Origin of the sequence: Acinetobacter sp. YH12200, from assembly GCF_013418175.1 — a bacterium.
Taxonomy (GTDB): Bacteria; Pseudomonadota; Gammaproteobacteria; order Pseudomonadales; family Moraxellaceae; genus Acinetobacter; species Acinetobacter pseudolwoffii.
Window position 1 is genome coordinate 1 of the sequence record NZ_VPCO01000024.1, and the last position, 25486, is coordinate 25486.

Sequence of the window (25486 nt, forward strand, 5' to 3'; positions counted from 1 at the left end):
GAAAGTTGGGTGTATTTCTTCATTGTGTGCTTTCCAATTGCGAGTTGAAAAAGTCCAATGATTCTACGAATACACCTAACTTTTTCAACTAACTACAAATGTGTCGCACTTGAGATTTGAATCTGCGATATTAAAAATAGGATCATTCGAGCCTAATTATGAATCACACTTTCTGGAAAAAGCACGAGTAAATAGACACACAGGATGATTTGATATTGTCTGTAAGAAACAATAAAAGTCCGTTTGGGTAAAACCTGACAATTATTGATCACGCTAAAACCAGATTTTGGGTAAAAATACGATCTTTATCAGACAGCCTAGAAAGATTAGTTTCTAATACGGTCAATCACAGCTGCAATTAGCAATACAATCATGGATGGAATAAACCAGGCCAGATTCTGTTCTGAGAGCGGCAAATTTTGTAGTACGGCAGGCAATTCAAAACCAGCAACTTTTATTCCATCAAAAATACCGAAGATAAAGGCCACTAGCGTCACTGGTGCAATCACATGAGACGGTTTTTTGAAGAAGCTAGCGCAGAAGCTCAATAAAATCACATTAATTGCAGGTGGATAAATCGCGCTCAATACGGGCACCGAAACGGCAATCAGTTTGGTTAAACCCAGATTTGAAATAATCAGTGAGAAACCGACCAGAATAAATACAAAAATCTTGTATGGAATTTTAGTCAAACTGGAGAAATATTCGGCACAGGCGCAGGTCAGGCCAATCGCAGTCACCATACAGGCAATAAAAATCATGCCAGACAGGAAATAAGCACCCATATCACCAAAGGCATGTTGTACATAGGCATGCAGGATAATGGCACCATTGGCTGCATTCGGTGCAATTTCGTGGCTACCGAGTCCGAGTTTAAACAGACTTAAATACACCAGTGTTAAACCAATACCGGAAATAATGCCGGCATTCACCGCATATTTGGTAATCAGTTTTTTATCGGTTACACCACGTGAAGTAATCGCTTTTACAATCACGATCCCGAAAACCAAAGCACCTAAAGTGTCCATGGTCAAATAACCATTGACGATGCCTTCAGTCACCGGACTGGTAACGTAATTATTGATCGCTGCCGGTGGATTGCTGGCAGGAATCATTACGGCTGCTACACCCAAAATGATCAAAGAAATAATTTTAAGTGGCGACAGGAAATAGCCGACGGTATCCAGAATCTTGTTCGGATATAAAGACACGATGGTCACTACAGCAAAATAGATGATGCTGTAAATGAGCAGGCTGCCAGATTCATTGCCAAAGTAAGATGAAAAACCGATCTCATAGGAAACGGTTGCGGTACGTGGTGTCGCAAATAAAGGGCCAACAGCTAAGTAACACACCACAGTCAGTAAAATACTGGCTGCTTTACCAAGTGGGGAACTGAGTGCCTGAATAGAACCTTCAACACGCGACAACGCAATAATGGTGATTACAGGTAAGCCGACTGCAGTAATAAGGAAACCTAAAGCAGCGAGCCATACATGTTCACCGGCTTGTTGAGCCACAATCGGAGGGAAGATAATGTTGCCCGCACCAATAAACAGTGCAAAGGTCATAAAACCTAGGGCGACAATATCCCGGGTACGCAGACTTGTCATAAAGGGAGATCAATAGAACAAAAGAAAGCGATTTTAGTGTATATGTCCAGCTTTTTGGAGTTTATTTTAAGGCTGCAGACCTTGAATCTATTGATTTTGCTGCTCAGATAACCATTCATTCAAATTTTGGTAGAAATATCTGATTGATAATCAGCTAAAAAATAGATGATCTAAGCCCACTGTATGGATTGATCTGAATTTTCTTTAAAATTCTCAGATTATTGTTTGTATGAATAAGCAACAGTTGAAATTCTGATTTCCAGAAAAATTGCGGTGATGAAATCCACTAACTGTGACATATGTAACAAAAAAGGGACTATAATTCAGATATTCATAGTGAGGATAGATATATGCGAGCTCCAGCGATTAGTCTTAAAACTGAGCAAGATGTAGAAAAATTGCGGATATCTGGGCGTTTGGCCGCAGAAGTTTTAGCGATGATCGGGGAGCATGTCAAGCCAGGTGTCACGACCGAATATCTGGATGATCTCTGTCATGATTTTATTATCAATACTCTAAAAGTAACACCGGCCAATATTGGCTATTATGGTTATACCAAGACCACCTGCATTTCGCCGAATGAAGTAGTCTGTCACGGTATTCCATCCTCAAAAACCGTGTTGCAGGATGGTGATATTATCAATATTGATGTGGCGATCATCAAAGATGGTTATTTCGGTGATACCAGCCGGATGTATTATGTGGGAACGCCATCTCCAGAAGCCAGACGTCTGGTCAATACCACCTATGCAGCGATGCTGGCCGGGATTCATGCAGTGAAGCCGGGAGCTACCTTAGGCGATATTGGTTATGCAATTCAAACCGTTGCACAGCGTGAAGGCTATTCGATTGTGCGTGAGTATTGCGGTCATGGCATCGGCAAGGTTTATCACGAACAACCGAATATTTTGCATTATGGACAGCCGGGTCAAGGCATCAAGCTGGTGCCGGGTATGGTCTTTACCATTGAGCCGATGGTAAATATGGGTAAAGCTCGTGTCAAAGAACTAAAAGATGGCTGGACTGTGGTTACCACGGATAAATCGTGGTCTGCACAATGGGAACATATGGTTTATGTGACCGAAACCGGATTTGAATTACTCTCTCCATGGCCTGAAGGCACGGGTGATTATCCGGAAATTTAAAATTTTGACGGGATTTCTGTTAAAAACTTTTGACTTGCCAAATTTACAAGTTCATCGTTTTTGCTGACAAAAATATACAAAACACTACAGCAAAACAATGGTTTGAAAATAGAAGTCTGGTTAGACTGAGAATCAGTTACAAAGTTTCCTTTTTTATTCACTGTGCTGTAGTGACCTGTTTCTCTAGCTCATTTTTCCCCAAGAATGAGCTATTTTTTTGTCCATATTTTTATTAGCTATGGTTTAATTCTGCGACCAGATAGTCAATAAATACCCGGACTGCAGGCAGCAGACCGCGACGTGAGGGATAAACCGCATGAAAAATACCATGCGGTGCTTTCCAGTCAGGTAAAACCCGTACCAGTTCGCCACGTGCCACATACTGCTCTACCACGTTATCTGGCAATAAGGTCACCCCGCAGCTTGAAGCCGCAAGTTGCGCCAACATATTGAGGTCTGAACCCAATACAGTTGGAATGACCCGAATTTTCTTTTGTTCTTGCTGCTCGTTTTGTAAGGTCAGAAATTGTTCTGTATGATCTTCTGCCATAGTCAGAATCTTATGTTCAGCCAGTTGCTCGGGGGTTTTTAGCTCACCAAACTGATTGAGATAACCTTGACTTGCAAACAGATGCTGTTCAATTTTTTCAAACTGACGGATGACCAGATTCGGATCGTCATCCAGACTGGAGCGTACCCGCAGTGCCAGATCACAGCCTTCATTAATGATATCGACCCGGCGATTGGTGATCATCATCTGAACTTTAATTTCTGGATATTGCTTGAGGAAGTTTGGCAGGATTTTGGCGATTTCATTCTGGGCAATTAAAACCGGCAAACTGACTTTAATCGTACCACGCGGTTCGGTACTAAGATGATCGACCAGATCATGTGCTGCCTGTGCTGCATTTAACATGACTTGTGCATGGCGGTAAACGTTCATGCCAATATCGGTGACCGCAAAATGACGCGAGCTGCGTTGAATCAGGCGGACACCTAGACGTTCTTCCAAGTTATGGACACGACGGCTAAGCTTGGATTTAGGGATGTCTGTTGCACGTTCGGCTGCGCTAAAGCCGCCATGTTCCACCACCTGTGCAAAGCAGTAAAAATCATCAAGATCAGTCAGCATTCCAAAATTCCATTTATGCAACAATCTGCTGATTAAAAATTGATTGTTACGTTCTGTCAATTAAAAAAATATTGAAGTTACTAAAATTTAAAAGCCAACACACTCGATAATGTGATACATAGGCGCTCATTTATAATGTCTGGAATCTCATTACACCACAGCTAAGTGGTGATTCATTAAAAAAATTGCCATTCAATATATAAGCTTAGATAATAAATAAATTTCGTATTAGCCGTCGATGTAAAGTTCAATCAGTTTGAATAATTATTAGGTTAAAAGATATTTATTTTCTAAGCTCTAGCACTCATTTATGATTAAAAAAATTGTCTTAAGCCTATGTCTCTGTGTTTCTCATGTGGCTTTTGCTCAACAGATCGCCCTCAGTTTCGATGATGGACTAGACCCAGCCAATAACCCAGATGCTTGTCATATCAATAATGACATTCTAAATACCCTAAAACAAAAGCGAATTTTGGCTATTGTCTATCCAAGCGTCAGTAAAATTAGCACAGAAAAAGGGTTGCAGATGATTTCAGAGTGGGGGAAACAGGGGCATCGAATAGGCAATCATGGAAATTTACATCTTAACCTAAATAAAGATGACATTAGCTTGAAAAATTATTTAAAAGACATAGAGCAAGGACATCAAATATTTTCTACATTACCCGGATTTGTACCACATTACCGATTTCCATTTCTTAAAGAGGGAAATACGCTAGAAAAAAGGGAAGGAGTACGACAATGGCTGATAACCCATCATTATCAATCGGGAACTGTTAGCATCGATGCGAGTGATTGGTATTACAATCAACTGTTTTTGCAGTATCAGCAAGCACAAGATCAAGAAAACCTGAATAAATTAAAACAAGCCTATCTGTTTCATTTGCTTGATCGAGCACAGTATTACGATAATTTAGCACAACAAACATTAGGACGTTCCCCCAAGCATGTGCTTTTACTTCATGTAAGAGCCATTAATGCGGCTTGGCTAGAAGACATTATTGATTTGTTTAAGCAACAGGGCTGGAAATTTGTTGATAGTGATAGCGCTTATCAGGATTCAATTTATAAAATTCAGCCACAAACTCTACCTGCGGGTGAAAGTATTTTATGGAATATTGCACAAATTTATGGGCTCGAGTCATTACGTTATCCAGCTGAAGATGCCCCCTATGAATATCCAAATTTGAAAAAATTTGGTTTAAGTGTGGCGCCTTAGATACGGTTATTTCACTTTAGAAAATCACGAGGTGTATGCTATAGACAGTAAGAGTTAGATGTATTTAGGCTGTAACCAATATGATTAAGTGTCGCTACGTTTTCTAAATACCTGAATAATCATCATTGAACATGACACAGCATATGTCTTGTGATGAAATTATTTTTCTAGGAGCTGGATCAACTGTTGCATACCGTGAGTGGCCGTTTGGGTGATCTTGTGAAATTGTACCGGCAATTGTTGTTGGTCTGCTTTGGGGTCAATATAATAGGCCTGGCAAGATGCCGGAATGTCATGAATCAATCCCGCCACTGGATAAACTTGCAGACTGGTGCCAATCACCACAAAAATATCGGCATCTTGTACACAACTTTGGGCTTCTGCGTAGGCAGGAACGGCTTCGCCAAACCAGACCACGTGTGGACGCAATGGATAACCTGCTGTGCAAAAGTGCTTGTTTAAATCTAATTCAGTTTCTTCAACCGGATAGAATTGGGTCGTACTTTGTGCATCTGGACCTGAGGTTTTAGCCAGTCGGATATTGCCATGAAGATGAATCACTTTGCTGCTGCCGGCACGTTCATGCAGATCATCGATATTCTGGGTAATGACATGCACATCATAATCTTGTTGCAGTTGCGCAATCTGGAGATGTGCAGTATTTGGCTCTGCCTCCAGAATATTTTTTCGGCGTGCATTGTAAAAGCACTGCACCAGTTGCGGATCTCTGGCCCAGGCCTGCGGAGTGGCGACATCTTCAATCCGATACTGTTCCCAAAGACCATCGCTGTCACGGAAGGTATTGATGCCACTTTCTGCGCTCATACCCGCACCTGAAAAGACCACCAGTTTTTTCATTATTTTTCTCCTGAATATTTAAACTGCTGAAGTACTCGATTGTGAATTCTCTTTCAAGAAGACACCGAGTTCTCTGGAAAATTTTAGCGGTTCAGTCAGCAAGGGCGTATGACCGGATTTTTTAAAAATCACCTGTTTGGCTTGAGGCAGGCTTTCTGCAATCAGGCGCTGTCCTTCAAAAGGATAGAGCCGGGATTGCGCGCCGCTAAAGAAAGTCACCGGACATTGAAGTTTGGTTAATGCTTCACGGTAATCTTCTCGATGATACAGATAATTGTTGATATACCAGGCCATGTAGTCCACACGGCTGGATGGCAGTAATAAACTTTGAAAGCGAGGTTGATGCAGTAAAAACTCAAATGCTTTAAGACTATAGGGATGACTGTTTTGCAGCTGGATAAAGCGCAGCCATAATGCGCCAATCTGTTGGCGTACTGTTTGATCTAGATCGCGAATAAATTGAATTTGCGGATGTGCAGCGAGGAGAACAGACAGTTGCTGCAAAATCTCCCTAAATTCGTCATGTTTTGATCCAAACAGACCAAAAGCCCAAGTATCATCTACCGGTATTTTGGGTGTCTGATCAATATGCAAATAAGCCGTGATCCGTTTAGAAAAATGATCAGAGTGCAGACCATGCATAAGTGTGGTTGCCCCCATAGAGTAGGCAATGACTATGACTCGATCGAACTTGAGCTGATCTACCACTGAGCGCACATCCTGCCAATGACAGTTAATCGCATCCAGATTTGCTGGAATTTTACAGTCTTTGGATGCACCGAAACCACGCCATTCTGGAATAATAAAACGAAACCTGTTTTTATGCGGAGATAAAAAGGCCGCCCATTGCCAGCTCAACATGCCCAGACCAGACAATACTAAAACCGGTTGACCCTGACCGTATTCACGTACAAACAGCTGTTCGCCGTCTGGCATGCGATAAAAGGACATGAATATTCTCCTTATTTTTATCCCGATCGTTTATTTAAACTGTTTGAGTCGCGGAATAACGGTTTCCAGCCAGTGAATCCAGCCAAGTTCTTGATCAATGCCGAGTTGTAAAATCATTTTATGAATATACAGGGTGCGATCATTTTCATTAGCTTGGGCAAAGTCTTTGGCAAAAATTTGCTGATAGGTGTTGAGTTTTTCTTTGTGCAGGACTAAATGCCGTTCCAGTTCCGCTAATGTGTTGTTGCCACCAAGCTGCGCTTCAGCACGTAAGCGTACCATCAATTCTTCGCGCAACTGTGCCGGTGGGCTTTGCTGTATCATCCAGTGAGCCAATTCTTCACGACCGGGCAGTTCAACCTGATAGGTTTTTTTACGTGAATGTGCATCTTCTTCTTCGAGTGTTGAAATCCAACCCTGTTTTGACATGGCGTTCAGCTCTCGATAGATTTGCTGGTGGGTCGCATTCCAGAAGAATCCCATTGAGCGGTCAAAGCGCCGCGCCAGTTCTATTCCGGTACTGGGTTTTTCAATCAGGCTGGTCAGTAGCACATGCGATAAAGACATAAACGTCTCAAAAAAATGACTCGGGATTATTATGCAACATGTTGCATAAAAATCAATTCTGATTTATATATTAGTGCAACAAGTTGCATAATTCTGATCGATAAATGCAATATCTGATCAGCTGAATAAAAATAGCCAGCACATCAGCACGCTAAGGAGTTGAAATGTCTAAATATCCGAATTTACTTGCCCCGCTTGATTTAGGGTTTACCACACTCAAAAACCGGGTGCTGATGGGGTCAATGCACGTGGGGCTTGAAGAAGCACCCGGCGGATATGAGCGGATGGCAGCTTTTTATGCAGAGCGTGCCAAAGGTGGCGTGGCCTTAATCGTGACGGGTGGTATTTCACCCAATGATCATGGGGTGACGTTTCAGGGCGGCTCCAAGCTTGACAGTGTCGAAGAAGCTGAAAAGCATAAAGTGATTACCCAAGCGGTGCATGATGCAGGCGGGAAAATTGCCCTGCAAATTTTGCACACGGGCCGTTATTCCTATCAGGCAGAAAATGTTGCACCCTCTCCGATTCAGGCACCCATTAACCCGGTCAAGCCGCATGCCTTGAGTTCAGCTGAGGTTCAGCAAACTATTGATGACTTCGCCAATTGTGCCAAGCTGGCGCAGTATGCCGGTTATGATGGCGTAGAAATTATGGGGTCGGAAGGTTATTTGATTAACGAGTTTATTGCAGCGCGAACCAATCATCGTGATGATGAATGGGGCGGCAGCTATGAAAACCGCATTCGTTTCCCGATCGAGATCGTGCGCCGTACCCGTGAAATGGTCGGTGAAAACTTTATTATTATCTATCGTCTGTCTATGCTGGATCTAGTGGAAGGTGGCTCAACTTTAGATGAAGTGGTACAACTGGCTAAAGCCATTGAAAAAGCCGGTGCCACGATTATCAATACCGGCATCGGCTGGCATGAAGCACGTATTCCGACAATTGCCACCAAGGTTCCTCGTGCAGCCTTTACCTGGGTTACCCGCAAGCTCAAAGGTCTGGTAAAAGTTCCTCTCATTACTTCTAACCGCATCAATACACCTGAGATGGCTGAGTATGTACTGGCTTCTGGTGATGCCGATATGATTTCCATGGCGCGTCCAATGCTGGCTGACTCTGAGTTTGTGCTTAAAGCTGAACAGGGTCGTAGCGATGAGATCAATACGTGTATCGGTTGTAATCAGGCCTGTCTGGATCATATTTTCTCGATGAAAATTGCCACCTGTCTGGTCAATCCACGGGCCTGTTATGAAACCGAACTCATCTTCAAAGACGTTGGCGAAGCGAAAAATATTGCCGTGATTGGGGCAGGTCCTGCCGGTTTAAGTTTTGCAGTCTATGCAGCGAATCGTGGTCATCAGGTCACGGTATTTGATGCGGCTGCACAGATTGGGGGACAATTTAATATTGCCAAAACCATTCCGGGCAAGGAAGAATTTTATGAAACCTTGCGCTACTTTAAACGTCAAATCGAGTTGCAGCCACGCATCAAGTTAAAGTTGAATCATACTGCCAGTTTTGCAGAACTTGAAGCGTCAGCATTTGATGAGATTGTCGTGGCAACAGGGGTAACCCCGCGTCAACTGGATATTCCGGGGATTGATCATCCAAAAGTCTTATCTTATCTCGAGGTGTTAAAAGAGCGTAAAGCTGTGGGACAGCGTGTGGCGATTATTGGTGCGGGGGGTATTGGTTTTGATACCGCGGAACTTCTGAGCCATGAAGGGGAAAGTGGCAGTATCAATCCAGAAAAATTCTATGATGAATGGGGCATCGATACCAAATATGATCAGGTCGGTGGTTTAAAAACTCCAGTTCTGGAAAAATCATCCCGTGAAATTTACTTATTGCAACGAAAAGCTGCTTCTGTGGGTTCTAGTCTGGGTAAAACCACGGGCTGGATTCACCGCACAGGGCTTAAACATCGTGACGTGAAAATGATTGCGGGTGCCAGCTATGACAGGATTGATGATCAGGGCTTGCATATCACCGTCAATGATAAGCAAATGGTGTTGGAAGTGGATAATGTCATTATTTGTGCTGGTCAGGAATCTTATACCGCCATGTTTGATGAGTTAAAATCTGCTGGTAAAAGTGTACACCTGATTGGTGGCGCCAAAGAAGCGGGTGAGTTAGATGCTAAACGTGCCATTCGTCAGGGGGCTGAATTGGCAGCGGTGATCTAAAAATATTAAAACCTGCTTTTTTTCCTCTCCTTTATTAAAGGAGAGGATTTATAAGAAAGAATCTCCCTTGTGAAGCAGTACTTCTCACCTTTAATAAAGGGGGAGCGCTCTGTATTTAAAATATCAAAACAAAAAAGGAACCTCAAATGAGCATCGAAACTACAAAAAAATCCATTGATCGTTGGCACGAGATGTTAGCAACCCGCGATATGTCGATCTTGAATGAGTTACTTGCTGAGGATGTTGTATTTCGCTCACCTGTGGCTTTTCATCCTTATCCTGGCAAACAGGTGGTCTTTTTTATTCTGAGCAATGTGATCCAAGTCTTTGAAAACTTCACTTATCACCGTGAATTTATAAGTGAAGATGGTAACAATGTCGTACTTGAGTTTTCTGCTCAGGTAAGCGATAAAAAACTCAAGGGAGTTGACATGATTCAGTTTAATGAAGAAGGTCAGATCATTGATTTTGAAGTGATGATCCGGCCTAAGTCTGGACTTGAAGCCTTAGCGGTACAAATGGGCCAACGGATGCAGTCATTCCAAGTTAAAACTTAATTCGAATTATTGATTCAAGTCGGCATGAAGTTTGTAAATCACAGCTAGTCGAACTAGAGAGGATGACAGATGAAAATGTTGCTTAAAAAATTGGGTCAGCTGTCCAGTGAATATCTGGATCGCTTCAGTGGCGCAGATGAACCGACCCTGTATTACCATCCAAATGGTGTTTTTTCAGGACTCATTGAACGCTTACCGCAGCTGCAACAAAAATATCGTCCTACGCCGTGGTTAGCCAATGCACACGCACATATTCTATATTTAGATCTTATTAAAAAACATACGATTAAACTTAAATATGATGTACTTGAACAGCTAAAAATGTCGGATGGCGGGATTACCGGTATTGCCTGGTATGGGCTGGATTTGCCAGCAAATAGACCGACCATTGTCTTATTACATACCATCACCGGCTCTCCAGAGTCGATGCGTGAACTGGTACAGGATCTGCATAAACATACCGGTTGGCGAGTGGCCTTGTGTTTGCGCCGTGGGCATGCAGACCTGCCCATGCCTGTAGCTAAAATGAACCTGTTCGGCTCGACCCAAGATCTACGTGAACAACTGCTGTATATACAGGATAGATTTCCTCAGTCTGAGCTGTATGGGGTCGGATCTTCTGCGGGTACAGGCTTGCTGGTGCGTTATCTCGGAGAAGAGGGATCACAAACACCGTTAAAAGCGGCTTTTGCCTTATGTCCAGGCTATAACACCGAAACCGGATTTGCCCATGTACATCCGTTTTATAGCAAAGTCATGGCCAAAAAACTAATCAAACGCTTTATTCATCCTTATCAGGAAACCTGGCAAATTTATCCTTCCTGGAAGCAATTGCTGGAGGTAAAAGACTTATCGGAGTTTGAACAGCGTTATTATCAACTGGCCGGTTTTTCAGACTATGAGAGTTATAGTAAGGCCACGAATCCAATTTATGTATTTGAAAACATTAAAGTTCCATTAATGATTTTAAATGCGGAAGATGATCCGGTGTGTCATATCCAGAATCTGGAACCTTATAAAGAAAAAATTCGGGCAATGTCGAATATCATGGTGATTACCACCAAAAAAGGCAGTCATTGCGGATTTTATCAAGGTCTGATGCAAACAGAATCGTGGGCTACGCGATTAATGGCAGACTATTTGATGCACTTGTCTCGTAATTCTGCACCGACATCTGCTTAAAAAAGAGTAATAAAAAAACCCAGCAAAAGCTGGGTTTTTTTGATGAATTCTCTTGATTAATCAAGCGCTGGCATCGCTGCTGCAATGGCATCAGCCACAGCGTCTTCTTCAGATTTGTTTGAATCAGAGTTTGATTTAGGCGTTGCTGCAGGTTTTGAAGGCTCTGGAGCTGGATTGTTTTCTGACGGCGTTCTTGTTGGAGCTGGTGTAGCTTCAACAGGTTCAGGCTTCTTCACTTCACGACGAATTTCAGTCGTCGTGTTAGCTGTCTGTTCACGTTGAATTTCCACAGTTGTCTCTGGAACTTCTTCAATTACCGCTTCTTCTACCGGCTCAAGCGGTTCAAATTGTGCTGGTTCAGGCGTTACAACTTCAGGTGCTGGATTAACCTCAACTTGTTCTTCTTCTTTAGGTGCTTCTTTTTTTACACACGCAGTCAAGCTCAGGCCAGTCAGGATTACGGTACAGAGTAAAAATTTCTTCATCATCATTGCATCAAACAGAAAAGTGTGGAGGGGATTACACTATTATAGCAGCAAATTACAAGATAGAAATCATATGAACTTACAGTAATTTTTTATTGGAATTGCTGTTAGAATAGTCAATTGTTTATTGTTCTTTGAATTGATGCGGATTGACTTTGCTTTCTAGGTACAAGGTAAAGTAAAATTGCGCAACATTGCAGGCCGATTTAGGCTCGATTGTACGAGAAACCCAATGACCCATTTTATTTTCGTTACTGGTGGTGTAGTTTCATCACTAGGTAAAGGTATTTCAGCTGCTTCTGTTGCTGCACTTTTAGAAGCTCGTGGTTTAAAAGTGACCATGGTAAAAATGGATCCATACATTAATGTCGATCCAGGGACGATGAGCCCATTCCAACATGGTGAAGTTTTTGTTACAGAAGACGGTGCTGAAACAGACTTAGATTTGGGTTACTACGAACGTTTCTTGCGTCGTGCGAAAATGACCAAACTGAATAACTTCACATCAGGTCGTGTTTACCAAGATGTTCTGAACAAAGAACGCCGTGGTGACTATCTGGGTGGTACTGTGCAAGTTATTCCACACATTACTGACAATATCAAAGAGCGTGTCCTGCGTGCAGGCGAAGGCTATGATGTTGCGATTGTAGAGATCGGCGGTACAGTAGGTGACATTGAATCTCTCCCATTCATGGAATCTGTACGTCAGCTAATGGTTGAACTTGGTCATAAACGTACCATGTTAATGCACTTAACGTTACTCCCATACATTAAGTCTGCAGCAGAATTAAAAACCAAACCAACACAGCACTCTGTTAAAGAACTTCTGTCGATTGGTATTCAGCCAGACATTCTCATCTGCCGTACCGAGTACGATGTAGATGCAGATACTATCCGTAAAATTGCATTATTTACCAACGTTGAAGCACGTGCCGTTGTGGTATGTAAAGATGCACGTTCGATCTATCAGATTCCACGTACTTTCTACGAACAGAATGTTGATGATTTAATCTGCGAACGTTTTGGTTATAACGACCTTCCTGAAGCGGATTTAACCGATTGGGATAACGTGGTAGAAGCATTATTGAACCCAGAATACACCGTTCGTGTAGCGATGGTCGGTAAATATGTAGAACTTCCAGATGCGTATAAATCTGTGAACGAAGCACTTTTACATGCCGGGGTGAAAAACCGCGTTAAAGTCCAAATTGACTATGTCAATGCAGAAGAACTTGAAAGCCAGGACGTGAACGAAGTATTGAAAGATGCCGATGCGATTCTGGTTCCAGGTGGTTTTGGTGAACGTGGTACTGAAGGCAAAATGCAGGCGATTCAATTCGCACGTGAAAACGGTGTACCTTTCCTTGGTATTTGCTTAGGTATGCAGTTGGCTGTAATCGAATATGCACGTAATGTTGTGGGAATTAGCGATGCAACGTCGACTGAATTTAACCGTTCGACCAAATCTCCATTGATTGGCTTGATCACTGAATGGTTAGATGAGCGCGGTGAAGTTCAGCAACGTTCTGCTGACTCTGATTTGGGTGGCACCATGCGTCTAGGGGCTCAAAAATCTGAACTGGTTGCAGGCACAAAAACAGCTGAAATCTATGGTTCTGAAGAAATCATTGAGCGTCACCGTCACCGTTACGAAATGAACAACCGTTATATCCCATTGCTTGAAGAAAAAGGCATGAAGATTTCTGGTTATTCACCGGTACAGCATCTGGTAGAAACAGTTGAAATTCCTCAACATCCTTGGTTTATTGCGGTACAATTCCACCCGGAATTTACCAGCTCACCACGTGAAGGTCATCCATTATTTGCCGGTTTCATTGATGCTGCGAAAAAGCAGTACCAAAAAACTCAATAATCGGTGTGTAGGACACAACTAGGAAGTTTAAATGTCGCAATTAAAACCACAAGAAATTGTACGTTTGGGCGATATACAAATGGCAAATCATTTGCCATTTGTATTATTCGGCGGAATGAATGTACTTGAATCTAAAGACTTGGCTTTTGAGATCGCTGAGACTTATGTCGATATTTGTACACGTTTGGGTATTCCCTATGTGTTCAAGGCCAGCTTTGATAAAGCCAACCGTTCAAGCTTGAACTCGTTCCGTGGCCCAGGCCTCGACAAAGGTCTCGAGTGGTTAGCTGACATTAAAAAACACTTTAATGTGCCAATCATCACTGATGTACACGAGCCGTACCAGGCGGCGCCTGTTGCAGAAGTGGCGGACATTATCCAGCTGCCGGCTTTCTTGAGTCGTCAGACGGATCTGGTGGAAGCCATGGCAAAAACCGATGCCATCATCAACATCAAAAAAGCACAATTCCTTGCACCACACGAAATGCGTCATATTTTGCATAAGTGTCTGGAAGCAGGAAATGACAAACTGATCATTTGTGAGCGTGGTTCAGCATTTGGCTATAACAATCTGGTTGTAGACATGCTGGGCTTCGATATCATGAAAGAAATGAATGTGCCTGTGTTCTTTGATGTGACGCATGCCTTGCAAACTCCAGGTGGCCGTGCCGATTCTGCTGGCGGACGCCGCGCCCAGATTACCACATTGGCGCGTGCAGGTATGGCAACCGGTCTTGCAGGTTTGTTCCTGGAAGCACATCCTGATCCAGAGAAAGCCAAGTGTGATGGCCCATGTGCATTGCGCATATCTCAACTTGAGCCTTTCTTGGCACAGCTAAAAGAATTGGATACCTTGGTCAAAGGTTTCGAAAAGTTAGATACACACTGAGTTTATCACTCTTGCGCTGCCCTAAAGGCAGCTCATATTAATCAACTGAGGAATAGTTCATGAGCCAAATCGTTGACATTCGTGCACGTGAAATTTTGGACTCTCGTGGTAACCCTACCATCGAAGCAGACGTAATCTTAGCATCTGGCGTAGTTGGCCGTGCATGTGCACCATCTGGTGCTTCAACTGGTTCTCGTGAAGCTTTAGAACTTCGTGATGGCGATAAAGCACGTTACTTAGGTAAAGGTGTTAAAACTGCGGTAAATAATGTAAACACCTTAATCCGTGATGCTTTGCTTGGTAAATCTGTATTCGAACAAAAAGACATCGATAACACGATGATTGCTTTAGACGGTACTGAAAACAAAGAAAAACTGGGTGCAAACGCAACTTTAGCTGTATCTTTGGCTGCTGCACGCGCTGCTGCTGATGAAAAGAAAATTCCTCTTTTTCAATATATTGCAGACCTTCGCAACAACTCGATTTTGACCATGCCTGTACCAATGATGAACATCATCAATGGTGGTTCACATGCAGACAATAACGTTGATATTCAAGAATTCATGATTGAGCCAGTGGGCTTCACTTCATTCTCTGAAGCTTTACGCGCTGGCGCTGAAATCTTCCATTCTTTAAAATCAGTTTTAAACAAAAAAGGTTTAAACACTGCTGTGGGTGATGAAGGTGGTTTCGCACCAAACCTTCGTTCTAACGAAGAAGCAATCACGGTTATTCTTGAAGCAATTGGTCAAACTGGCTACAAAGCAGGTTCTGACATTATGCTGGCGCTGGATTGTGCATCTTCAGAATTCTACAAAAATGGTCAGTACATTCTTGCGGGCGAAGGCAACAAAGCGTTCACCAGCAACCAGTTCTCTGACTATTTGGCTGGCCTTGTAAACCAATACCCAATTATTTCAATTGAAGATGGTTTGGATGAGTCGGATTGGGAAGGCTGGTCTTACCTGACTTCGATTCTTGGCGACAAGATCCAGTTGGTGGGTGATGACCTGTTCGTAACGAATCCTAAAATCCTGCAACGTGGTATCAACGAAAAAGTAGCTAACTCGATCCTGATCAAATACAACCAGATCGGTACCTTGACTGAAACTTTAGATGCGATCTATCTTGCCAAAGAAAATGGTTACTCTACTGTGATTTCACACCGTTCAGGTGAAACTGAAGATTCAACCATTGCGGATCTTGCAGTCGGTACAGCAGCAGGTCAAATCAAAACCGGTTCACTTTGCCGTTCTGACCGTGTAGCGAAATATAATCAGTTACTTCGTATTGAAGAATTGACTAATGCTGCATATCGCGGTAAAGCTGAGTTTAAAGGTTTGAACTAAGCGACTTATGTCAATGTTAAATGTATTCGACTCGACTGCGAGTAAAGTACTGTTGGGCCTTGCGATCATTTTGATCGCAGGGTTTCAATATTTATACTGGTTTGGTGAAGGTGGTTATCATGATCATCAGCAGCTGACCCAGAAAATCCAGCAGCAAATGGAATTGAATGATGAGCTGAAAGAACGTAATCGCGTTCTGGCGGCAGAAGTCTACGATTTAAAGAATGGTATTGAAGCCATCGAAGAACATGCGCGTTTAGATCTTGGCCTGATTAAGCCACGTGAAACTTTTATTCAAATGAGCACGATCAGTACTCAATATAAACCCATCTATCTTAATCCAAATTCTAAAGTAGATCTGCGAACCAATGAGTCACCTGAGCCAACAAATACCCCGTAAATTATGGGTCATTCTTCCTGCTGCAGGTTCAGGTAGCCGTTTTTCTAAAACAGAACTCAAGCAATATCAGACGCTTCAACAACGAACTGTTCTTGAACATACCGTTGCACGTCTGAATCAATTGCCTTTGACTGGTTATGTATTAGCGATTGGTACACAGGACAATGTCGCAAAAACGCTGCCATTTTCCGATCTGGAAAAAGCACATTTTTGTTTGGGCGGCGCAGAGCGAGTGAATTCGGTGCTGAATGCATTAAATTATTTATCTGCAATGGCCTCTGAAGATGACTGGGTCATGGTGCATGATGCGGCACGCCCTTGTGTCAGTCTGGATTGTCTTCAACAGTTGGTCAATACGGCAATTGCACAGGATCGGGCTGCGATTCTGGCGATTCCGGTACGAGATACACTTAAGCGTGTAGTCACCGGTTCTGATATTGAGGAAACGGTGGATCGCTCCATGCTCTGGCAGGCACAAACGCCGCAAATGGCCAAGCTGGGCACATTAAAACGGGCGATTGAACAGGCTTTGCAGGATGGTGCTAACATTACCGATGAAGCCAGCGCACTGGAACATATCGGTGAGCAGGTGAGTGTGGTGCAAGGGCGCTCCGATAATATTAAAATTACCTATCCAGATGATCTGGAACTGGCCAAGCTGATTTTACAAGCTCAGGCTTAAAAATATATTCGATAAAATTTGAATAAAAGCAGAATAAATCTGGCTATAGCGATCTATTCCCTATAGCTTTCACTTATAATTTTGCCATCATTCTTTTTCACCTTTTGGCCAATGATACCTTCACAGCAGTATCGGTTTTTACGTCATTCTTTGCGTGATGGACGTAGTATTAACCCGCAAGATTCCTCCCGGTGGACCAAGTTGCACCTTGATCCCTGGTTGTTGTGCTTTCTGGTTCTCAATGCAATCCTGGGGTTGATGGTGGTGTATAGCGCGACCTCTGAAGATTCCGGGATGGTTGTTCGTCAGGCGATCAGTTTCGGGATTGGTTTTGTGCTGCTATTTATCTGTGCGCAGATTCCACCGAAAGTCTATCAGGCGATCAGTCCCTACCTGTATGCCTTTGGCATATTCATGCTGCTCTTGGTGTTTGTGATTGGTGAAAAACGCCTGGGTGCAACGCGTTGGATTACTTTGCCTGGTATTGGGAGTATGCAACCGAGTGAGGTGATGAAATTTGCCATGCCTTTGATGATGGCCTGGTATTTTGCACGTAAGCCATTTCCTCCCAAATTTGTACATATTGTCGGTGCATTAATTTTACTGGCTATACCATTTGTTTTGGTTGCACTCCAACCTGACTTGAATATTGGTTTGGTGATTCCGGGTGTTTTTGTCTTGTTTTTAAGTGGGATGTCGTGGCGTCTGATTGTTGGTGCGGCCGCAGCACTGGCTGTAGCAGCACCGGTTTTATGGATGTTCGTACTACAAGAGTATCAAAAGAAACGTATCACCACGATGTTTGATCCGGAGTCGGATGCATTGGGTGCAGGCTGGAATATCATTCAGTCCAAAATCGCGATTGGTTCAGGTGGTTCCACAGGCAAAGGCTATACTGAGGGGACCCAATCGCATTTGGGTTATCTGCCCGAGCATCATACCGACTTTATTATGTCGACCTATGCCGAAGAATTCGGTTTTATTGGTGTGTTTCTGCTGTTCAGTTTATTTACTGCGATTATTATTCGTTGTTTGATGATTGGCTTAAACAGTTTTCATAATTTTGGACGTTTATATGCCGGAGCTATTGGACTGACCTTTTTCTTCTTTGTATTTTTAAACTCGGGCATGGTGAGTGGTATCTTGCCGGTGACTGGAGACCCATTGCCGCTCATGAGTTATGGCGGAACGGCGGTGATTTCTATGCTCGCAGGTATGGGAATTGTGATGTCGATTCATACCCATCGATAAATTATTCTAAAAGTCGGATGTGTTCCGGTTTTACAAATATTGTTAAGACATGCGGGTAAAGAAAAGTATCTTCATTACATTCATGCTCAATGTGGAAATTGCTTCCAAATGCAGAGTGATATAAGCGTACAACAAAAAGCAGAAATGGATAAACGATATAAAGAAGCCCTCAATCGAGGGCTTCTTTCGTCTTAAAACTTAACTGAAAAACCAGGTGTAATAGCCCCAGATCATCAAAGGCCAAGCCAAAAATGGACTAAATAGCCATTTCCAGAACCAGTGGCGAGGTACGAAACCGACACCATGTACAAAGCCTCCAGAAATACCAATCATGATATACATCATGGCACTATGGCTATATTCACCGTTGGCATCCAGCATTGCAGAGGGATGAACCAATAACACTGCGGCGAGAGGAAAAGCCAGCAGGCAGGAAATCATCATCGCAAATTTGTTTGGTTTCTTGTCTACAACGGTTTTCTCAAGCGCAGCTTCGGTCATATTTTATTCCTCATCCAGGTCTTGGTGTTGTTCCATATAAATTGCAGCAATCACACTGGCAAAACACGCCATCAGTACACCCAGAATCCAGGCAAAATACCACATAATTTTGTCTCCTTAGTGCACAGCCTTAATACAGGCTGTGTGAATTGTCTTCAATATGTTTGTTGGTAATCACGCCCCACATCTTGTAATAACACCAAGTGGTATAGATCAGGATCAATGGAACAAAAATACAAGCTGCAACTGTCATGACAGTTAAGGTATTTTTACTGGATACCGCATCCCACATCGTCAGACTGACAGTCGGATTTAAGCTGGATGGCATCAGGAACGGGAACAGGGCAAAACCGGCAGTCAAGATTGCACCGACGACTGCCAGAGAAGAACCCAGGAAGCTCAAGCCAGCCTTGTTTTTACCTGCAGCCAGTACAATGATTAATCCCCCTAGAATGCCGGCAATTGGAGCTGCCATTGTAATTGGATAAGTTGAATAGTTGTTCATCCAGCCCGGATTGGCATTGGTCAGTACTTCTTTTGCTAATGGGTTGGCAACACCATTGGTGTCAAAAGGCATCACCAGGCTATAACCCTGGATGTTTCCAAAATACAACCATGCACCCGCAGCAAGGAAAGTCGCCAAGTAGACCAGACCCATGATTTGTGTCGCTTTGGCAGAACGTTGACGCAGGTCGCCATCAGTACGCAGCATCAGCCATGCACCACCATGTGCGCATAACATCGATAAACTGACCAGACCACACACAATCGCAAATGGATTCAGCAGGGCAAAGAAGCTACCTGTGTAGGTAGAGCGCACAGTTTCATCCAGGGTAAAAGGCACACCGAGGAACATATTACCAAACGCTACACCAAAGACTAATGCCGGAACTGCACCACCAATCGCCAAGCCCCAGTCCCAGGAAGTACGCCATTTGGTATTTTCCAGTTTAGAGCGGTAATCGAAGCCGACCGGACGTAAGAATAAGGCAAACAGTACCAGTAATAATGCCCAGTACATGCCAGAGAAGGCTGTTGCATAAACCATTGGCCAGGCAGCAAATAAAGCCCCCCCGGCAGTAATGAACCAGACCTGGTTACCATCCCAATGCGGGGCAATGGTATTGATTGCAGCACGGCGCTCGTTATCATTTTTGCCCACAAATGGCATGATCGCCATAGAGCCCATATCGAAGCCATCGGTGAGGGCGAAGCCAATCAGCAATACGCCGACCAGCACCCACCAAATTATTTTGAGTAATTCATATTCGATCATGCTTGAGTCTCCCCATTTGCCTTTTCTGCTGCAAGCTTTTCAAAGTGGTATTTACCGGTATGCAGGGAACTTGGACCAAGGCGTGAGAATTTGATCATCAGATACATCTCGATAATCAATAACACCGTGTAGAAGGCTGCCAATGCCAGGATTGAACCCCATACATCGCCAGTACTTAAGCTGGAGGCTGAAAGATGCGTCGGTAAGACTTCACCAATCGTCCAAGGCTGACGACCGACTTCTGCTACATACCAGCCAGTTTGTGCAGCCACCCAAGGTAAAGGCAGTGCAAATAAGGCAAATTTTAATAACCAAGGTTTGTTTTCAGCATTGCGTTTTGCGACTGCAACAGTTGCCAGAATGAAGAGAAGCAGCATCAAGAAACCAGAACCCACCATGGCGCGGAATGCCCAGAACAGGCTTGGTACATGTGGAATGGTGTCTGCCGCCGCAGCTTTAATTTGTGCTTCAGTCGCATCCACCACATTTGGCGTATATTTCTTCAGCAGCAAGCCATAACCGAGGTCTTTTTGTGATTCATCAAAAGCCGCTTTAAGCTCAGGTGATTTATCTCCTGCACGGAGCAGCTCTAACTGTTCATACGCCACCATACCGTTACGGATCCGCTGTTCGTGCTGAGTAATCAGATCTTTAATTCCGGTCACTTGTTCAGTGGTGGAACGGGTTGCAATCAGACCCATCGCATAAGGAATCTTGATCGCATAGTCAGTGGTTTGGGTTTCTGCATTTGGAATCCCAAATAAGGTGAATGCTGCTGGTGCAGGATGCGTATCCCATTCTGCTTCAATCGCCGCAAGTTTGGTTTTTTGGACATCGCCCAGCTCATAACCTGATTCATCACCCAGTAAAATCACTGAAAGTGTAGACGCAAGCCCGAAGATGGCTGCAATGGCAAAAGAACGGCGTGCAAACGGCAAGTCACGTTTTTTCAGCATGTAATAACTTGAAATGGCCAGTACAAAAATAGCACCTGTGACATAACCTGCAGACACTGTATGTACGAATTTTACCTGAGCAACCGGGTTAAAGATCAGTGCGGCAAAGTCCACCATTTCCATACGCATGGTTTCGTAGTTGAATACAGAACCAACCGGGTTTTGCATCCAGCCATTGGCGATCAGAATCCACAGCGCAGACATGTTCGAACCTAAAGCTACCAGCCAGGTAACTGCCAGATGTTGCACTTTGGACAGGCGATCCCAGCCAAAGAAGAACAAGCCAATAAAGGTCGATTCAAGGAAGAAGGCCATCAAACCTTCAATCGCCAGCGGTGCACCAAAAATATCACCGACATAATGCGAGTAATAAGCCCAGTTGGTTCCGAACTGGAACTCCATGGTCAGGCCTGTGGTTACCCCTAAGGCAAAGTTAATACCAAACAGTTTTCCCCAGAACTTGGTCATGTCTTTATAGATTTCTTTGCCGGAAATCACATAGGTGGTTTCCATAATGGCAAGCAGAAAAGCCAGGCCTAAAGTCAGTGGAACAAAAATAAAGTGATACATCGCGGTCATGGCGAACTGGAACCGCGAGAGATCGACCACGCTTTCAGAAATCATCAACGTGTCTCCTGGATTTGGGAAGGATTGCCGGCGATACGCTCGGCGACTTGGTTATCAAAATTTTTAGGAATCGTAGGCGCATCAAACCAGATATTTTTAATGATCATCAGTAAAATAACTTTGATAATTAAAATAGCGGTTATTTCTCTCACCACTCTCTGGTTTAGATTTTTGGGAACTAAGCTCATTCGACTAAGCCTGTCTGTGACTTGTTGTATATTATTAATCTATTGTAACTAAAAAATAAATAGACGATACAATTTAAATAAATATATATTTTTAAATGTATGATAATAAAAGGTATATATTTTTATTAGTTAAAATTTATTCTAAATATTTTTTATTATTTTATGTAATTTTATTGTTTTTTTAAATCCGACTAAAATGCTTATATTTATATATTTGAATGTAGATTGTTTTAGTTGGATTAATGCTTTTTAATCTGATTAAAATGCTTGGTTTTAAAATAAAGAATAAAATTAATCAAACTATTTTGGTTGGTTTTATAAGGGTTGAATATCAGTGTCACAATCTTTCTCATCATTTTATATTGATAAAAAACACGCCAAAAAAGAACATGCTGGAAACATGTTCTTTTTAAGCTTGGTGAGGGTGGCTAGACTTAGAAGTCGTAACGCATGCCTAGAGATAGACCAGTTGCATCTTCACCGCGTGTACCACCTACGTTATTTGTACGTGCTTGTGCCCATGGTGTAACATTTGAATTTTCATCATTTAGGACAGTTGCCAGGTTTGCATATACACGTACTGTTTTGTCTAAACGGTGTTCAACACCAAGTGCCAATAATGTTGCATTTGCATCATCTGCATCGACATCGCGGTGGAACACTTGACCACGTAGATACGTTTTTGGTGCAAATTTATAGTCAGCTGCTACTCCAAATACTTGAGCATCTGGGTTTGCTTCAGAATTATCATGTTGAAGGAATTGGTATAAACCGCCCAAGTTGAACTCAGGTGTGATTTTGTAAGCACCTGCGATACGGAAACCATCGCGCTCACCACGACCTGCATCTTCTTCATAATGTTCATAGGCAGCAGCAAAATCAACTTTACCTTCTTTATAGGTTAAAGCGAGGTCGTATGCTTTATCATCGCGATTATCTTTATTGGTAGTAGTTGTGGTTCCCGGTACGACTACTGTTACTGGACCATTCACAGTTTCAATTACAGTAGTTTTTGGTGAAGATGTTGACACGCTATCAGGGCTATTACCTTCGTGTAAAGAAAGTGCTGCTAAAACATTAAAGCCGCCGCCAAACTTAGGTGATTTATATTCAATGGTATTGTTATTACGTTCATCAAAACGTAAGTTGCCAGCACGCGTGACATTACGAACATCACCAACCATATCGCCAAAGAAGTTGACCGGGCCACGTGCTACTTTGAATGGGCTGTCAAAACGACCGATACGCGCTTGACCGAAATCACCTTTTAAACCAACAAAAGTATCGCGAGTTGCAAATTCAACATCATCATTTGCAGAACCACTTGCAAAGTTAATTTCCTGTTCGATTTGACCAAATATGGTCATACCGTTTTCTAATTTTTGTTCAGCTTTAAAGCCTAGGCGTGAAGAGTTTGAAGAAAGACCTACTTCGTTATAATCCTGGCCATCATCCAGATAATCTAAAGAAACGTGTGCACGACCATAAATTTTAACGTCAGCAGCAGCTGCCATGACTGGTGTTAAAATTGTTGCCCCAATTGCTAATGCAGATAACGTTTTTTTCATGTGTTGCTCCAATAAAGACTTTTTATTCATCGTCTTAAAACAAGTTTCAGTCATGTGTTGAAACATGTACCGCTCTATTGGTGCCAAGTATCGATTACAAATAAGACAGTAAGATTAAGGAAATATTTCAAATCTGTTAAATGTTGTATTTTATAAGTTTTGTAATATTACACATTCAATTTTTTGTATTTAAAGATAATTTGGTTGCTATTATCTTAATGATTCGCATTTATTTCTAAAGTTTTATGCTTTAAGTAGAATAAAAAAATGGAGCCGAAGCTCCATTTTTTTATTCAGTTAAACTTAAAGTGCAGCTTTGATTTTTTCAGCCAGCGCTTTAATTTTTTCCTGATCACCCATCTGGGCAGCATGTTTACCCAAGTTGTGCAGAGAAGTCGGCACTAGATGAAAATGAATATGCGGTACAGTCTGACCAGCAGCAGCACCTGATAATTGCATCAGGACAATGCCATCAACGCCCAAACCTTTTTCAATTGCTTTCGCAACCTTCTGTACAATTTGAATCGTATAGGCCGCAGCTTCAGGATCTAGATCTAGTAAAGTGATGGCTGGTGCTTTCGGAACGACCAGAGTATGACCATCTGCTTGCGGCATGATGTCCATAAATGCAAGAACCTGGTCATCTTCATACACTTTAATCGCAGGAAGTTCACCGCGTAGAATTCGTGCAAAAATATTCTGATCATCATAAGTCATAAGTACATTCCTTGAGCGTTATTGAATTGAATTATTTACAGTTCAATTCTTTCTGACGATCTTTGATCACGTCAAGACGCTGTTGCTCTTTTTCCGAGAATTTTGGCTTGGTTGTATAGCAATTGTCATTGCCGAACTTCGCTTTTGCTTCTGGATCTTTAAAACAGAATCCTTTAGACGCATAAATCACGTCATGATCATTTTTCAATTTTTTGCATTCCTGTTCAGATGCAAGAACCGATGTTGAAGCCCCGAACAAAGTTGCAAAGCCAACTAATGCTGCAACAGAAAATTTCTTCATGCGAGTTTCCTCTGGGTTATCCACTATATGTGCCTGCCTACTAGTCACAATATGAGGTTTTGTTATCATTATTCAATGGCGAGATATTACTCGATGGTAATATTACTCCATGATTCATACATTTTCACGGCACTGGAAAAATCACTGTTTTTATCCGATAGATCACTGGCCGCCTGAATTAGATTCTGGGTTAATGATAGCACAGGCGCAGACAGTTTAGCCTCACGCGCCAGATCGATTGCGATGCCGGTATCTTTGGCCAAGAGTGGCAGGGCAAAGGTTACAGGAAAACTGCGATTTAAAATACGCTGTGGTAATACGGTTTCGGTCACCATGCTTTTACCACTTGAAGCATTAATACAATCCAGTGCTTCATTCAGGTTGACTCCATGTGCTTTCAGCGTAGTAAAGCCTTCTGCGACCGCACACAGGTTTACAGCCATTAACATATTATTCACGGCTTTCACTGCAAAACCTGCGCCAGATTCACCGACATGCTTAATCAGTGTGCCAAAAGCCTGCATCGCAGGAAGGGCTTTTTCAAAACCTTGGACATCGCCGCCTACCATCACTGTCAAGGTGCCATTTTCAGCACCAATGGTTTGACCGCTGACCGGTGCATCCAGAAAGATCGCCCCACGTTCAGCCAGTTGTGCTGCCAGTGTTTGCGCGGAATCCGGTACACCACTGGTACAGTCGACCCAGACTGAGCCGGATTTAAGCGACAAATTTTCCAGAAGTTGTGCTACATCGGCACTGGTCGGCAAACATGAAAAGATAATATCTGCCTGAACGGCCTGTTCTAGCGTAACGGCTTGAGTGCCATATTCAGCAGCATGTTGCTCTGCTTTGTCAAAATTGCGGTTCCAGACATAGACGGTATCAAACTGCTTGGGTAAATGTGCCGCCATACGATAACCCATGGCACCTAAACCGATAAATGCTACTGACTGAATCATGCTGTATCCTCTGAATATGTAAATAAATTTTAATGTTTTTTGGCGATGCTG

Annotated in this window: 26 protein-coding genes; 11 read left to right on the forward strand and 15 right to left on the reverse strand. The window is 42.8% G+C overall.

Translation table 11 applies throughout. The annotated features are described in order from the left end of the window. Positions 1-326: 326 nt before the first annotated feature. Positions 327-1613 (reverse strand): branched-chain amino acid transport system II carrier protein, encoded by a 1287-nt coding sequence (gene brnQ, locus FTU90_RS13355; RefSeq protein WP_159138303.1) that lies wholly within the window; start codon positions 1611-1613, stop codon positions 327-329. A 350-nt stretch (positions 1614-1963) separates the two neighbouring features. On the opposite strand from brnQ, the gene map reads away from it, so the two are divergent. Further along, positions 1964-2758: a type I methionyl aminopeptidase gene (map, locus tag FTU90_RS13360; RefSeq protein WP_074383204.1), complete on the forward strand. Its 795-nt coding sequence runs from the start codon at positions 1964-1966 to the stop codon at positions 2756-2758. A 232-nt stretch (positions 2759-2990) separates the two neighbouring features. On the opposite strand, the gene FTU90_RS13365 is transcribed toward map, so the two are convergent. Further along, a complete protein-coding gene (locus FTU90_RS13365) occupies positions 2991-3890 on the reverse strand; it encodes a LysR substrate-binding domain-containing protein (protein ID WP_180072840.1) in 900 nt (299 codons plus the stop codon). A gap of 310 nt (positions 3891-4200) precedes the next feature. Between FTU90_RS13365 and FTU90_RS13370 the strand changes: the two genes are divergently transcribed. Beyond that, positions 4201-5109 carry a polysaccharide deacetylase family protein gene (locus FTU90_RS13370; RefSeq protein ID WP_180049041.1) on the forward strand — a complete coding sequence of 303 codons (909 nt, stop codon included), beginning with the start codon at positions 4201-4203 and terminating at the stop codon, positions 5107-5109. Positions 5110-5268: 159 nt separating this feature from the next. Here FTU90_RS13370 and FTU90_RS13375 read toward each other — a convergent pair whose 3' ends face one another. Genes FTU90_RS13375 through FTU90_RS13385 form a run of 3 tightly spaced genes read right to left on the reverse strand, consistent with a single transcriptional unit; the run spans position 5269 to position 7485 of the window. After that, positions 5269-5967: an NAD-dependent deacylase gene (locus FTU90_RS13375; protein WP_074383202.1), complete on the reverse strand. Its 699-nt coding sequence runs from the start codon at positions 5965-5967 to the stop codon at positions 5269-5271. An 18-nt stretch (positions 5968-5985) separates the two neighbouring features. Next, positions 5986-6918: an alpha/beta fold hydrolase gene (locus tag FTU90_RS13380; RefSeq protein ID WP_005097102.1), complete on the reverse strand. Its 933-nt coding sequence runs from the start codon at positions 6916-6918 to the stop codon at positions 5986-5988. A 30-nt stretch (positions 6919-6948) separates the two neighbouring features. After that, positions 6949-7485 (reverse strand): PadR family transcriptional regulator, encoded by a 537-nt coding sequence (locus FTU90_RS13385; protein WP_005097101.1) that lies wholly within the window; start codon positions 7483-7485, stop codon positions 6949-6951. 164 nt (positions 7486-7649) lie between these two features. On the opposite strand from FTU90_RS13385, the gene FTU90_RS13390 reads away from it, so the two are divergent. The 3 genes from FTU90_RS13390 to FTU90_RS13400 all read left to right on the forward strand — a co-directional run bounded on the left by FTU90_RS13390 (position 7650) and on the right by FTU90_RS13400 (position 11413). Further along, complete coding sequence (locus tag FTU90_RS13390) at positions 7650-9674, forward strand: NADPH-dependent 2,4-dienoyl-CoA reductase (RefSeq protein ID WP_005097099.1); 2025 nt, start codon at positions 7650-7652, stop codon at positions 9672-9674. Between the two features lie 146 nt (positions 9675-9820). After that, the gene (locus FTU90_RS13395) at positions 9821-10231 is read left to right on the forward strand and encodes a nuclear transport factor 2 family protein (RefSeq protein ID WP_005097098.1); all 411 of its coding nucleotides are present in this window, start codon (positions 9821-9823) and stop codon (positions 10229-10231) included. 69 nt (positions 10232-10300) lie between these two features. Continuing rightward, on the forward strand, positions 10301-11413 hold the full coding sequence (locus FTU90_RS13400) for a YheT family hydrolase (RefSeq protein ID WP_159138297.1): 1113 nt from the start codon (positions 10301-10303) through the stop codon (positions 11411-11413). A 56-nt stretch (positions 11414-11469) separates the two neighbouring features. Here the strand turns inward: FTU90_RS13400 and FTU90_RS13405 are convergent, their stop codons facing one another. Then, complete coding sequence (locus FTU90_RS13405; protein ID WP_005097096.1) at positions 11470-11904, reverse strand: hypothetical protein; 435 nt, start codon at positions 11902-11904, stop codon at positions 11470-11472. Positions 11905-12130: 226 nt separating this feature from the next. Here FTU90_RS13405 and FTU90_RS13410 point away from each other — a divergent pair, with 226 nt between their 5' ends. The 6 genes from FTU90_RS13410 to rodA all read left to right on the forward strand — a co-directional run bounded on the left by FTU90_RS13410 (position 12131) and on the right by rodA (position 18342). After that, positions 12131-13771 (forward strand): CTP synthase, encoded by a 1641-nt coding sequence (locus tag FTU90_RS13410; RefSeq protein ID WP_005097095.1) that lies wholly within the window; start codon positions 12131-12133, stop codon positions 13769-13771. 31 nt (positions 13772-13802) lie between these two features. After that, positions 13803-14660, forward strand: coding sequence for a 3-deoxy-8-phosphooctulonate synthase (gene kdsA, locus FTU90_RS13415; protein WP_180072842.1), 858 nt, complete (start codon positions 13803-13805; stop codon positions 14658-14660). Positions 14661-14719: 59 nt separating this feature from the next. Beyond that, the gene (eno, locus tag FTU90_RS13420) at positions 14720-16009 is read left to right on the forward strand and encodes a phosphopyruvate hydratase (RefSeq protein WP_100329577.1); all 1290 of its coding nucleotides are present in this window, start codon (positions 14720-14722) and stop codon (positions 16007-16009) included. A gap of 7 nt (positions 16010-16016) precedes the next feature. Continuing rightward, positions 16017-16409, forward strand: coding sequence for a septum formation initiator family protein (locus tag FTU90_RS13425; RefSeq protein WP_005097092.1), 393 nt, complete (start codon positions 16017-16019; stop codon positions 16407-16409). Then, positions 16378-17091 (forward strand): 2-C-methyl-D-erythritol 4-phosphate cytidylyltransferase, encoded by a 714-nt coding sequence (gene ispD, locus FTU90_RS13430; protein WP_180072845.1) that lies wholly within the window; start codon positions 16378-16380, stop codon positions 17089-17091. Before FTU90_RS13425 ends, ispD begins: the two co-directional genes overlap by 32 nt. 111 nt (positions 17092-17202) lie before the next feature. Then, a complete protein-coding gene (gene rodA / locus FTU90_RS13435) occupies positions 17203-18342 on the forward strand; it encodes a rod shape-determining protein RodA (RefSeq protein WP_005170604.1) in 1140 nt (379 codons plus the stop codon). Positions 18343-18540: 198 nt separating this feature from the next. Here rodA and FTU90_RS13440 read toward each other — a convergent pair whose 3' ends face one another. The 9 genes from FTU90_RS13440 to FTU90_RS13480 all read right to left on the reverse strand — a co-directional run bounded on the left by FTU90_RS13440 (position 18541) and on the right by FTU90_RS13480 (position 25435). Further along, positions 18541-18843, reverse strand: coding sequence for a cyd operon YbgE family protein (locus FTU90_RS13440; RefSeq protein WP_005170606.1), 303 nt, complete (start codon positions 18841-18843; stop codon positions 18541-18543). Between the two features lie 3 nt (positions 18844-18846). After that, entirely contained in the window at positions 18847-18948 is a 102-nt protein-coding gene (gene cydX / locus FTU90_RS13445) for a cytochrome bd-I oxidase subunit CydX (protein ID WP_004278713.1), read from the reverse strand. Positions 18949-18973: 25 nt separating this feature from the next. After that, positions 18974-20119 (reverse strand): cytochrome d ubiquinol oxidase subunit II, encoded by a 1146-nt coding sequence (gene cydB / locus FTU90_RS13450; RefSeq protein ID WP_074383199.1) that lies wholly within the window; start codon positions 20117-20119, stop codon positions 18974-18976. Continuing rightward, on the reverse strand, positions 20116-21699 hold the full coding sequence (locus tag FTU90_RS13455) for a cytochrome ubiquinol oxidase subunit I (protein ID WP_100535321.1): 1584 nt from the start codon (positions 21697-21699) through the stop codon (positions 20116-20118). The genes cydB and FTU90_RS13455 overlap by 4 nt, the downstream gene beginning before the upstream one ends. Then, on the reverse strand, positions 21699-21890 hold the full coding sequence (gene cydP, locus FTU90_RS13460) for a cytochrome oxidase putative small subunit CydP (RefSeq protein WP_004645265.1): 192 nt from the start codon (positions 21888-21890) through the stop codon (positions 21699-21701). The genes FTU90_RS13455 and cydP overlap by 1 nt, the downstream gene beginning before the upstream one ends. Before the next feature lie 434 nt (positions 21891-22324). Continuing rightward, positions 22325-23458, reverse strand: coding sequence for a porin (locus tag FTU90_RS13465; protein ID WP_180072846.1), 1134 nt, complete (start codon positions 23456-23458; stop codon positions 22325-22327). 303 nt (positions 23459-23761) lie between these two features. Then, positions 23762-24175, reverse strand: coding sequence for an HIT family protein (locus FTU90_RS13470; protein WP_005170623.1), 414 nt, complete (start codon positions 24173-24175; stop codon positions 23762-23764). 31 nt (positions 24176-24206) lie between these two features. Then, positions 24207-24476: a YARHG domain-containing protein gene (locus FTU90_RS13475; protein WP_074383196.1), complete on the reverse strand. Its 270-nt coding sequence runs from the start codon at positions 24474-24476 to the stop codon at positions 24207-24209. Positions 24477-24562: 86 nt separating this feature from the next. Continuing rightward, entirely contained in the window at positions 24563-25435 is an 873-nt protein-coding gene (locus FTU90_RS13480) for an NAD(P)-dependent oxidoreductase (protein ID WP_005097081.1), read from the reverse strand. Positions 25436-25486 lie beyond the last annotated feature (51 nt).

Coding starts and splice junctions, on each gene's coding strand:
- FTU90_RS13400 (WP_159138297.1), top strand. CDS start 10,301: ATGAAAATGTTGCTTAAAAAATTGGGTCAGCTGTCCAGTGAATATCTG.
- FTU90_RS13395 (WP_005097098.1), top strand. CDS start 9,821: ATGAGCATCGAAACTACAAAAAAATCCATTGATCGTTGGCACGAGATG.
- FTU90_RS13410 (WP_005097095.1), top strand. CDS start 12,131: ATGACCCATTTTATTTTCGTTACTGGTGGTGTAGTTTCATCACTAGGT.
- cydP (WP_004645265.1), bottom strand. CDS start 21,890: ATGAGCTTAGTTCCCAAAAATCTAAACCAGAGAGTGGTGAGAGAAATA.
- FTU90_RS13385 (WP_005097101.1), bottom strand. CDS start 7,485: ATGTCTTTATCGCATGTGCTACTGACCAGCCTGATTGAAAAACCCAGT.
- FTU90_RS13390 (WP_005097099.1), top strand. CDS start 7,650: ATGTCTAAATATCCGAATTTACTTGCCCCGCTTGATTTAGGGTTTACC.
- FTU90_RS13480 (WP_005097081.1), bottom strand. CDS start 25,435: ATGATTCAGTCAGTAGCATTTATCGGTTTAGGTGCCATGGGTTATCGT.
- brnQ (WP_159138303.1), bottom strand. CDS start 1,613: ATGACAAGTCTGCGTACCCGGGATATTGTCGCCCTAGGTTTTATGACC.
- FTU90_RS13405 (WP_005097096.1), bottom strand. CDS start 11,904: ATGATGATGAAGAAATTTTTACTCTGTACCGTAATCCTGACTGGCCTG.
- FTU90_RS13465 (WP_180072846.1), bottom strand. CDS start 23,458: ATGAAAAAAACGTTATCTGCATTAGCAATTGGGGCAACAATTTTAACA.
- FTU90_RS13475 (WP_074383196.1), bottom strand. CDS start 24,476: ATGAAGAAATTTTCTGTTGCAGCATTAGTTGGCTTTGCAACTTTGTTC.
- FTU90_RS13370 (WP_180049041.1), top strand. CDS start 4,201: ATGATTAAAAAAATTGTCTTAAGCCTATGTCTCTGTGTTTCTCATGTG.
- FTU90_RS13425 (WP_005097092.1), top strand. CDS start 16,017: ATGTCAATGTTAAATGTATTCGACTCGACTGCGAGTAAAGTACTGTTG.
- FTU90_RS13380 (WP_005097102.1), bottom strand. CDS start 6,918: ATGTCCTTTTATCGCATGCCAGACGGCGAACAGCTGTTTGTACGTGAA.
- map (WP_074383204.1), top strand. CDS start 1,964: ATGCGAGCTCCAGCGATTAGTCTTAAAACTGAGCAAGATGTAGAAAAA.
- FTU90_RS13440 (WP_005170606.1), bottom strand. CDS start 18,843: ATGACCGAAGCTGCGCTTGAGAAAACCGTTGTAGACAAGAAACCAAAC.
- FTU90_RS13455 (WP_100535321.1), bottom strand. CDS start 21,699: ATGATTTCTGAAAGCGTGGTCGATCTCTCGCGGTTCCAGTTCGCCATG.
- cydB (WP_074383199.1), bottom strand. CDS start 20,119: ATGATCGAATATGAATTACTCAAAATAATTTGGTGGGTGCTGGTCGGC.
- FTU90_RS13365 (WP_180072840.1), bottom strand. CDS start 3,890: ATGCTGACTGATCTTGATGATTTTTACTGCTTTGCACAGGTGGTGGAA.
- kdsA (WP_180072842.1), top strand. CDS start 13,803: ATGTCGCAATTAAAACCACAAGAAATTGTACGTTTGGGCGATATACAA.
- cydX (WP_004278713.1), bottom strand. CDS start 18,948: ATGTGGTATTTTGCCTGGATTCTGGGTGTACTGATGGCGTGTTTTGCC.
- rodA (WP_005170604.1), top strand. CDS start 17,203: ATGATACCTTCACAGCAGTATCGGTTTTTACGTCATTCTTTGCGTGAT.
- FTU90_RS13470 (WP_005170623.1), bottom strand. CDS start 24,175: ATGACTTATGATGATCAGAATATTTTTGCACGAATTCTACGCGGTGAA.
- eno (WP_100329577.1), top strand. CDS start 14,720: ATGAGCCAAATCGTTGACATTCGTGCACGTGAAATTTTGGACTCTCGT.
- ispD (WP_180072845.1), top strand. CDS start 16,378: ATGAGTCACCTGAGCCAACAAATACCCCGTAAATTATGGGTCATTCTT.
- FTU90_RS13375 (WP_074383202.1), bottom strand. CDS start 5,967: ATGAAAAAACTGGTGGTCTTTTCAGGTGCGGGTATGAGCGCAGAAAGT.